Origin of the sequence: Corynebacterium mucifaciens, from assembly GCF_012396315.1 — a bacterium.
In the GTDB taxonomy this organism is placed as follows: domain Bacteria; phylum Actinomycetota; class Actinomycetes; order Mycobacteriales; family Mycobacteriaceae; genus Corynebacterium; species Corynebacterium mucifaciens.
Map to the genome: position 1 here is coordinate 41,435 of NZ_JAAXPF010000012.1, position 8,207 is coordinate 49,641.

8 protein-coding genes and 1 pseudogene are annotated in these 8,207 nt (G+C 64.2%); 5 read left to right on the forward strand and 4 right to left on the reverse strand.

What is annotated here, in order from left to right; translation table 11 throughout:
- Nucleotides 1-15: 15 nt before the first annotated feature.
- The 3 genes and pseudogenes from HF989_RS09415 to HF989_RS09425 all read right to left on the reverse strand — a co-directional run bounded on the left by HF989_RS09415 (nt 16) and on the right by HF989_RS09425 (nt 2,772).
- A pseudogene (locus HF989_RS09415) lies at nt 16-2,300 on the reverse strand (heavy metal translocating P-type ATPase).
- Nucleotides 2,301-2,320: 20 nt separating this feature from the next.
- Nucleotides 2,321-2,521, reverse strand: a complete 201-nt coding sequence (locus HF989_RS09420) for a heavy-metal-associated domain-containing protein (RefSeq protein ID WP_038613398.1) — start codon at nt 2,519-2,521, stop codon at nt 2,321-2,323.
- Nucleotides 2,522-2,571: 50 nt separating this feature from the next.
- The gene (locus tag HF989_RS09425) at nt 2,572-2,772 is read right to left on the reverse strand and encodes a heavy-metal-associated domain-containing protein (RefSeq protein ID WP_051952349.1); all 201 of its coding nucleotides are present in this window, start codon (nt 2,770-2,772) and stop codon (nt 2,572-2,574) included.
- Nucleotides 2,773-2,900: 128 nt separating this feature from the next.
- On the opposite strand from HF989_RS09425, the gene trxA reads away from it, so the two are divergent.
- Complete coding sequence (gene trxA, locus HF989_RS09430) at nt 2,901-3,272, forward strand: thioredoxin (RefSeq protein ID WP_168685962.1); 372 nt, start codon at nt 2,901-2,903, stop codon at nt 3,270-3,272.
- A gap of 86 nt (nt 3,273-3,358) precedes the next feature.
- A complete protein-coding gene (locus HF989_RS09435; RefSeq protein WP_168685964.1) occupies nt 3,359-4,141 on the forward strand; it encodes a PspA/IM30 family protein in 783 nt (260 codons plus the stop codon).
- Between the two features lie 25 nt (nt 4,142-4,166).
- Here HF989_RS09435 and HF989_RS09440 read toward each other — a convergent pair whose 3' ends face one another.
- Nucleotides 4,167-5,504 (reverse strand): NYN domain-containing protein, encoded by a 1,338-nt coding sequence (locus HF989_RS09440; protein WP_168685966.1) that lies wholly within the window; start codon nt 5,502-5,504, stop codon nt 4,167-4,169.
- A gap of 183 nt (nt 5,505-5,687) precedes the next feature.
- Between HF989_RS09440 and HF989_RS09445 the strand changes: the two genes are divergently transcribed.
- From HF989_RS09445 to HF989_RS09455, 3 genes are read left to right on the forward strand one after another with little or no spacing between them, the layout of a single operon-like run.
- A complete protein-coding gene (locus HF989_RS09445; protein WP_168685968.1) occupies nt 5,688-6,062 on the forward strand; it encodes a GntR family transcriptional regulator in 375 nt (124 codons plus the stop codon).
- Nucleotides 6,059-6,817 (forward strand): ATP-binding cassette domain-containing protein, encoded by a 759-nt coding sequence (locus HF989_RS09450; protein ID WP_168685970.1) that lies wholly within the window; start codon nt 6,059-6,061, stop codon nt 6,815-6,817. The genes HF989_RS09445 and HF989_RS09450 overlap by 4 nt, the downstream gene beginning before the upstream one ends.
- On the forward strand, nt 6,817-7,815 hold the full coding sequence (locus HF989_RS09455) for a hypothetical protein (RefSeq protein WP_168685972.1): 999 nt from the start codon (nt 6,817-6,819) through the stop codon (nt 7,813-7,815). The genes HF989_RS09450 and HF989_RS09455 overlap by 1 nt, the downstream gene beginning before the upstream one ends.
- The last annotated feature ends 392 nt before the right edge of the window (nt 7,816-8,207 follow it).

The window sequence follows — 8,207 nt, forward strand, 5'->3', positions numbered from 1 at the left end:
AACGCGGGGCCCCACTTACTCAGCGTTAATTTCACCGGCCGCGGATTGAAACGCGCGCAGACGCAGCGAGTTGGACACCACGAACACGGAGCTGAACGCCATGGCGATGCCCGCGAGCATGGGGTTGAGGAAGCCGAGCGCCGCCACCGGGATGAGGATCACGTTGTAGGCGAACGCCCAGAACAGGTTCCCCTTGATCGTCTTCAGCGTCTTGCGGGAGAGCCGGATCGCGTCGGCAGCGGAGGTCAGGGAGTTGCGCATGAGGGTGATGTCCGCGGCCTCGATGGCGACGTCGGTGCCCGCTCCCATGGCAAGGCCCAAGTCCGCCTGGGCAAGCGCCGCGGCGTCGTTGACGCCGTCGCCCACCATCGCAACCTGCTTGCCCTCGGACTGCAGGTGCTTGACCACCTCAACCTTGTCTTCCGGCAGCACACCGGCAGTCACGTTGGCGGGGGCGATGCCAACCTCAGACGCAACGGCCTCCGCCGCACCTTGGTTGTCGCCAGTAAGCGGGTGCGGGGTCAGCCCCAGCTGGCGCAGCTGAGCCACTGCCGCGGCGGAATCTTCCTTCACCGTGTCGCGCACTGCCACGAATCCGGCGAGGGTGCCGTCCACCTCTACCGCGACCGGGGTAGCGCCGGCGCGCTCGGCTTGCGCAAAGGCGTCCGACAGCCCGCCCAGAGGCACGGATGGGCGGCCGACGCGGACGGAACGGCCGTCGATACGCGCGGACGCCCCCTGGCCCACCTCGTTCTGGAAGTTGTCAAACTCCGGGATGCCCTCTGCGGCGTTCACGATGGCGAGCGCGATCGGGTGCTCGGAGCCGGACTCGACGCCAGCGGCGAGGCGCAGCACCTCGTCGGCGTCGAAGCCGGGGGCGGCGACGATGTCGGTGACACCCATCCTGCCCGAGGTGATGGTGCCGGTCTTGTCCATGACCACCGTGTCCACCTGGCGGGTGGATTCGAGCACTTCAGGGCCCTTAATCAACAGCCCCAGCTGTGCGCCGCGGCCGGTGCCCACCAGGATCGCCGTGGGGGTGGCCAGGCCAAGCGCGCACGGGCACGCGATGATGAGCACGGCCACCGCCGCGGTGAACGCGTGGGCGGTTCCGTGGCCCACTAGGAGGTGACCAGCGAGGGTGAGCAGCGCAACGACCACGACAACGGGCACAAACACCTGCGAGATGCGGTCCACCAGCCGCTCCACAGGGGCCTTGCCGGCCTGGGCGTCGCGCACGAGCTTGCCCATCTGGGCGAGCGTGGTTTCCGAGCCGACGCGGGTGGCCTCCACCACCAGGCGCCCGGACGTGTTCAGCGTGGCGCCGGTGACCGGGGAGCCCTCCTCCACCTCCACGGGCACGGACTCGCCGGTGAGCATGGATTCATCCACCGCGGAGTGCCCGGCGATCACGCGGCCGTCCGTGGCCACCTCTCGCCGGGGCGCACCACGAACCGGTCGCCGACAGCAACCTGGCCGATGGGGACGCGGACCTCCTTGCCGTCGCGGATGATGGCGGCGTCCTTCGCCCCCATGTCCAACAGCTCGCGCAGCGCCTCCGAGGATTGCCCCTTGGCGCGCGTTTCAAACCAGCGACCGAGCAGCAAAAACGTGAGGACCACGCAGACGGACTCGAGGTAGATCTCGTCCATGCCGGCGTGCGAAGGCAGGATGGACATCTCCATCGTCATCCCCGGCTCACCCGCGTTGCCGAAGAACAGCGCCCAAGCGGACCAGAGGTACGCCGCGGACGTGCCCAGCGTGATCAGCGTGTCCATGGTCATCGCGCCGTGCTTGAGGTTCGCCCAGGTCGCGCGGTGAAACACGCTGCCCGCCGCGAAGAACACCAGTGTGGTGGCCGCAAACGCCGCCCACTGCCAGTTGGTGAACTGCAGCGACGGGATCATGCTCACCAGCATCACCGGCAGCGACACCAGCGCCGCCCAGATGGTGGTGCGCTTGAGCTTTTCCGCTTCTTCCAAGCGGGCGTTTTCAAGCCGCTCGCTTGACGACGCGCCTTCGGCTCCCCCCGCGCCGTCTGCGCTCTCGGCGCCGTCGTCCAAGGCAAAAGCGTCGTACCCCGCTTTGCGCACCTCGTCGATAAGCATCTGCGGGGTGGTGGCGGACGCGTCGAAGTCGACGGCCGCCGTCTCCGTGGAGAAATTCACGGAGGCGTCCACGCCGTCGAGTTTGTTGAGCTTGCGCTGCACGCGCGACGAGCACGACGAGCACGTCATCCCCGTCACGCCCAGCTCAATGTGTTGCAATGCTGTGGGGGTTTGGGTGGGGCTTTGGGTCATACCCCCACCATATGCCGACTTTACGCCAAGGAGTAGCCGGCTTCCTTCACGGCCGCCTCGATGTCCTCGCAGGTGTAGCCGTCGCCTTCCACCTTCACCTTCCCGGTGGTGTGGTCAGCGTCGACAGCCGTCACGCCGGCGATTTCAGCGATTTCTTCCTGCACGCTCAACTCGCAGTGGCTGCAGGTCATGCCCTTCACGTCGAATTCGCGTTGTGCCATGGTCGGCTCCTAACAGTCGAGAAAACTCAGTCCACCGCCGATAGTAGGCGCTAAACCTGCAATGTGTAACCGGCGTTCTTCGCGGCCTGCTCGATATCTTCGTCGGCGAAGGTGAAACCGACGACGGTGAGCTCGCCTTCGTCGAGGTCCACGTCGACCTCGTGCGTCCCTTCAACAACCGACAACTCGTCCTTGAGCGAATCGACCGCGACTTCGTCCTTCGGGCCCGAGATCCGGTACGTCTTCGTCATGGCTGCTGCACGCCTCCTGATCTAGCGTTGAGTAGTGGCTGTTCTCCGGCGCGGAATAACGCGGAGAGCGTTGGGGTTATACCCGTTGCAATCTCTAGACAATAACCAATCGCGTGAAGGAGCGGACCGTGAGCACCGTTGATGTAACCGAGGACACGTTTGAGCAGACCGTTACCCAAGACGGCATTGTTTTCGTCGATGCGTGGGCTGACTGGTGCGGCCCCTGCAAGCAGTTTGCGCCGACCTACGAGAAGGCCTCTGAAACCCACGACGACGTCGTATTTGCCAAGCTGGACACCGAGGCGAACCAGCAGCTGGCTTCGGCGCTGGAAATCCAGGCCATCCCGACGCTGATGGCGTTCCGCGACGGCATCATGGTCTTCCGCAACGCCGGCACCCTCCCGCCCGCTGCGTTCGACGACCTGATCCAGCAGGTGAAGGGTCTGGACATGGAAGATGTCCGCCGCCAGATTGAGGAGCAGAACGCCTCCGAGCAGTAGGCTATCGCCCGAAGCGCCCGCCAGACGGGCGCTTTTTTCATGCGTACACTCGCTTATCGACGAAACCCCCACCGGAAGGACACCCCATGGCGAACCCATTCAGCAAGGGCTGGAAGTACCTCATGCAATCGTTTGATTCCAAGATCGACCAGAACGCCGACCCGAAGGTGCAGATCCAGCAGGCGGTCGCTGCAGCAAAAGAGCAGCACAAGGCCGTGTCGGAGCATGCTGCGAACATCATTGGCAACCGCAACCAGTTGCAAATGAAGATGGATCGCCTCATCGCGTCTCAGGACGACTTGCAGACCAAGGCCCGCACTGCCCTGCAAGCCGCCGACAAGGCAAGCTCCGCCGGGGATGCGCAGAAGGCGCAAGAGTTCAACAGCGCCGCCGAAGCGATCGCCACCCAGTTGGTGGCGGTGGAGCAGGAGCTGGAGCAGACGAAGCAGGACTTTGCTTCCGCTGAGCAGGCGGCGAAAGAAGCGCAGGTGAAGCAGCAGGAGTCCGAATCGCACTTGAAGGAACAGTTGGCTCAGGTTTCGCAGTTGGAGTCCCAGCTCAACCAAGCCCGCATGCAGGAGCAGACTGCTACGACCATGGACTCCATGAATCAGTTCAACGACAGCGATGTGCCGACCCTTGACGGCGTGCGCGACAAGATCGAACGCCGTTACGCCACCGCGCTGGGGCAGCAGGAGTTAATGGAGGACTCCATGACGGACCGGATGGCCGAGATCGAGTCCGGCACCTCAGACGTGGCTGCGGCAAGCCGCCTTGACCAGATTCGCGCTTCCATGGCCGGCGAGCTGGAAGCCGGGCCGCGCGATGAGGCAGCACCGAGCGACGCCGAAAAGGAATCGCGCGACTAGGACTGACCCATTATTCCGCCGGGTGTCAGTGCTCCCGGCGGATATTGATCAGCACTCCACGGATGCCGGAGTGGAACCCGTCGCGAAGGTTCACGCGCTGGGTCTCGGTGAGCGTGTACTCATGCAGGGTCTCGCACGCGAACTGCAGTAGTGGCCGGTCGATCTCTGGGGGCAGCCCTCCCCCGGAGAGAAGATGGGCGCTGTCGCGCTGCTCGCTCGACGCGGCGTTTTCAAACCACCAGGTGGCGTACTGCTGCCCAACGTCGTACGGCGTTTGGAACCCAGCAGAGGTCCACACCTCTTCCGGCAGCGGCACATAGCGCGACCGCAGCTTCCGGCGCGGTGCCATCATCGACGGCTTCGGAGCGGGCTTCGGGCCTGGCTTGGGAGTACCCGCCGCGGCATCGGCCACGGTGGCCGGCGAGGGGGCAGCGGGACGCTTGGGCTCGCTCGAGACGTTCTGGTTGCCCGGCTTGTTGGACTCGTTGTTTGCCTCCACCTGCGCCTCGGATGGCTCGTCCATCTCCGGGGACTCAGGCTGGTGGGTCCGTTGCTGGGCGGTGGGGGTACCGACGATGTCGGACGGCTTCGGCGCCGAGGCGTCCGAAGAAGCGGGCGCGTGGGTGTCCGCCGGCTCCGCGGAGTTCCCGGCACCTTCTGCGCCGTCGGGCTTTGTGCTGGCGTTCTCGTTTGTCGCCGGCTCGGCGGGCCGGAGCGGGTCCGGGCCCAGACCCGGCACGGCGGTGGGCCCTTCGGCCTCGTCGAGCGGAGCAGCGTCGTTAAGTGGTCGCTCCCTGATGCTCGGCGGCAATGGGCCTTCCAGCACCTGCAGGCGCATCGCGTCGGCGAAATCCTCGCGCGGGTCGAGGATGGTCGTGCTGTCGCACGCGTGGCGCAGCGCGGAAGACATGGAGTCCCAGCCGAAGCCGTAGAGATGCATGCGCCCGCCGTGGCTGGTCACTTCCTCCACGCCGGGGATCATGTCTGCGTCGCCGGAGACCAGTACGAAGTCAGTGAATTTCTCGCTGACGCCGTTGACCACAAGGTCGGCGACCAAGCGGGTATCCACGCCCTTCTGCGTGCGGCGCTCGCCCCACTCAATGAGCTGGCCGGTGCGCAGTTGCACGCCGTCGCAGGTGCGCAGCGCGCGCTGGTAGCGGTGCGGGCCCGAGTCGGGGATGCCGTCGTACCAGAATTGGCGGTGGATGGGTTGATTGAGTTGGGTAGTGATCATCTTGCCGAGGGTCGCCACAACCTCCGGCAAGTCAATTTCTAACTGTGCGCGTGCGCCGATTTCCCACGAGTTGTAAAAGCTTGCAAGCAGGTACGACGTATCGACGAACACGAGTGTGCGTTCAAGCATGGCTCCTAGATTCCGATTCTTTTTCGTTTCTAAATTGATTTACCCGCCCTATCTTGCCTGAAAATGCGCGCTCGTTCCATGTCGTAATTGTCACGGTTTCTTGCGTACCTCTTGTATGCGGTGAACGCGCGTGATAGACAGTTGGTTACTCCAGTAACTAACCAATCAACCGGAGGGCTGGGCGTGAACAGTGATGCGGAGCCGCTCTTCGTGCAGGTCGCCAGTTTCGTCGCCGACCTCATCGTCGACGGCACCCTGAAACCCGGCGAGCAAGCACCGTCGACGAATCAGCTCGCTCAATTCCATGAGATCAATCCCGCGACGGCGCGTAAGGGGCTCGCATTGCTTGTCGACGATCACGTGCTGGAAAAGCGCCGCGGCCTCGGCATGTTCGTGACCGACGGGGCCCGCGACCGAATCCTGGAGAAGCGTCGCGAGGATTTCGCCGGCGACTACATCGCCCCGCTCATCGACGAAGCCCTGCACCTGGGCTACACCCGCTCCGACCTCCATGACCTAATCGACCGCGTCGCAGAAAGCAGAGGCATGTACCAATGACCATCCACACCCGCGACCTGACACGCAGCTTCGGCTCCAAGGATGTGCTCACCGGCGTCGACCTGGATCTCGGCCCCGGCATCCACGGCCTGCTCGGCCGCAACGGCGTGGGAAAATCCACGCTGCTGCGCATCCTGTCCGGTCAACTCAAATCGACCTCCGGCACCGTCGAGGTATTCGGCGCGCGCCCCTTCGACAACGGCAGCGTCATGGATCGCACATGCCTGACCGGCGTGGACACCGCGTACCCGGGTAGCTGGTCCGGCGCAGACGTAATCAAGGGTGCGCGGTTGCGCTACCGCACGTGGGACCAGCAGCTTGCCGACGCGCTGACTGCCGACTTCGCCATGGATCAGGCATTGGAAACCCGCTACGGAAAGCTCTCCCGCGGCCAGCGAGCCATGATCGCCATCGTCATCGGCCTGGCCGCCGACACCGACCTTCTGCTTCTCGACGAGCCCTACGTCGGCCTCGACACCCACAACACTGACGTGTTCTACCGCCACCTGCTCGCCCAGGCAGATACGGGCCGCACCATTGTCATGGCGACCCACCACATCGAGGATGCAGCGAAGGTGCTGGATACGGCGGTGGTGCTGGGCCGTGAGGGGACCGTCGCCAAGCAATGCGCCCCTGAGGACGCCGACGCATTCGCGGTGGCTGGCGGGGAGCTTTTGCCTATCGACGACGCTTCGCGCCACGCCCGCCCCGCACGACTCGACGACCTCATCGAGCACTACCTGGAGGTGTCCTGATGAACACGACCTTGCCCGGATTCTTCCGCCATCAGTTCACGGCACCGTCGTTGTTCAGGCTGCTGTGGATGGTGCCGCTGACGGTGATGTTCGCCCTCGGCGCAGCGATTACGGACCACCCGCTTACCGCGGTGATGGCGCCTGCGTTTGTGACCGTGTTTGTGACCGGCGCGCTCTCGATGGAGGAGACGGCCTACGCGGCGTACGGCATGCCGCGGGATCGGCGGCTACGACTGGCCGCGATGGCGGTTGTGCCGGCGGTGGTTATTGGCGCGGCCGTCGCGTTGCTGCTGCGGCCTGATTGGGTAAGGGTTGCGGGTGCCTTGGGGGCACTCGCGATAGGCCTGCTCATGGGGCAGCGCTACGTCACCGGCGAGGTGCCCGGGCCGCGTGAGCGCGTTCGGTCGCGGTTAGGCTCGCGCGGCTTCCTTGCTGAGCTGGTGTGGACACCGCAGCTGCTCTGGGCTGTGGGTATCGCGGCGGCGCATTGCGTGACGCTGTACCTGGCGAGCTTCATTGGTTCTGAATGGCTCAGAGCTTGGATTGGGGCTTTGCCGCTGTTGGTTTGGTACTTCATGTATGGCATGCACGGCTCGGGGATCGCCGGCCCGGACGTGGGCGCGAGCTACGGGGTGCCACGTCGGCGCTGGCTTGGAGTATCGCTCGTGGCATCAGTCGTGTCGGTTTTGCTCTATACGGTCGTCGTGGGCATTGTCTCGAGCTTGAGCTGGGCCGCGGTGGCGGTCGGCGCGGCGGGTGCCTTTGCCTGCGCCGCGCTGGGATCGGCCATGAAAACCCGGCGCAGCGAAATGGGGCTGTTTCCGGCGATGTTCTTGGCCATCCCTATCTCGCGAGCGATTGAAGTGGAAAGCTTCACGGACGGTGAAACCGTTTACCTCCTTGTCGTTGCGGGAGTGCTGTTGCTGGTCGGTGCAGCCATGCAGGTGGCGTATCTGGGTGGCTATATGAACCCAAAACAGCACCTTAAGAACACGTAAAAACCGCCGGTGCGCTGCGGGTTTGTGTTGTGTGTGGGGTGTGTGTAACTTATATCGAGTCAGCGAGACCGACAACGCCCCGCTGGAGAGGCCGACAAGGTGCTCCGGTTTGTGTGGCGGGCAGGAAAACAATCGCTGGTGGATTCCTTCAGTCGCTTCGATGCTGGCTCATGTTTCATGGGTTGGTGTTGGGTGTGCTGGTGTTGTTTGAGAACTCGATAGTGTGCCAATGTACTTTTGTTGCGTGGGTGTGTGTCGCCTGCCCTGTTTGTGCACTGCGTGGTGGATGCCTGCTGTTGTTGGGTGTGTGCCGGTGGTGGCGTGGTTGAATTCCATTGATGGATCGCGTCATCTGTTTGGTTCAGTGCGCGGGGGTGTGGTTGACATGCTTT

Excerpts from the sequence above, each read along its gene's own strand:
- HF989_RS09450 (WP_168685970.1), top strand. The coding sequence starts at position 6,059 with ATGACCATCCACACCCGCGACCTGACACGCAGCTTCGGCTCCAAGGAT.
- HF989_RS09435 (WP_168685964.1), top strand. The coding sequence starts at position 3,359 with ATGGCGAACCCATTCAGCAAGGGCTGGAAGTACCTCATGCAATCGTTT.
- HF989_RS09425 (WP_051952349.1), bottom strand. The coding sequence starts at position 2,772 with ATGACGAAGACGTACCGGATCTCGGGCCCGAAGGACGAAGTCGCGGTC.
- HF989_RS09440 (WP_168685966.1), bottom strand. The coding sequence starts at position 5,504 with ATGCTTGAACGCACACTCGTGTTCGTCGATACGTCGTACCTGCTTGCA.
- HF989_RS09455 (WP_168685972.1), top strand. The coding sequence starts at position 6,817 with ATGAACACGACCTTGCCCGGATTCTTCCGCCATCAGTTCACGGCACCG.
- HF989_RS09420 (WP_038613398.1), bottom strand. The coding sequence starts at position 2,521 with ATGGCACAACGCGAATTCGACGTGAAGGGCATGACCTGCAGCCACTGC.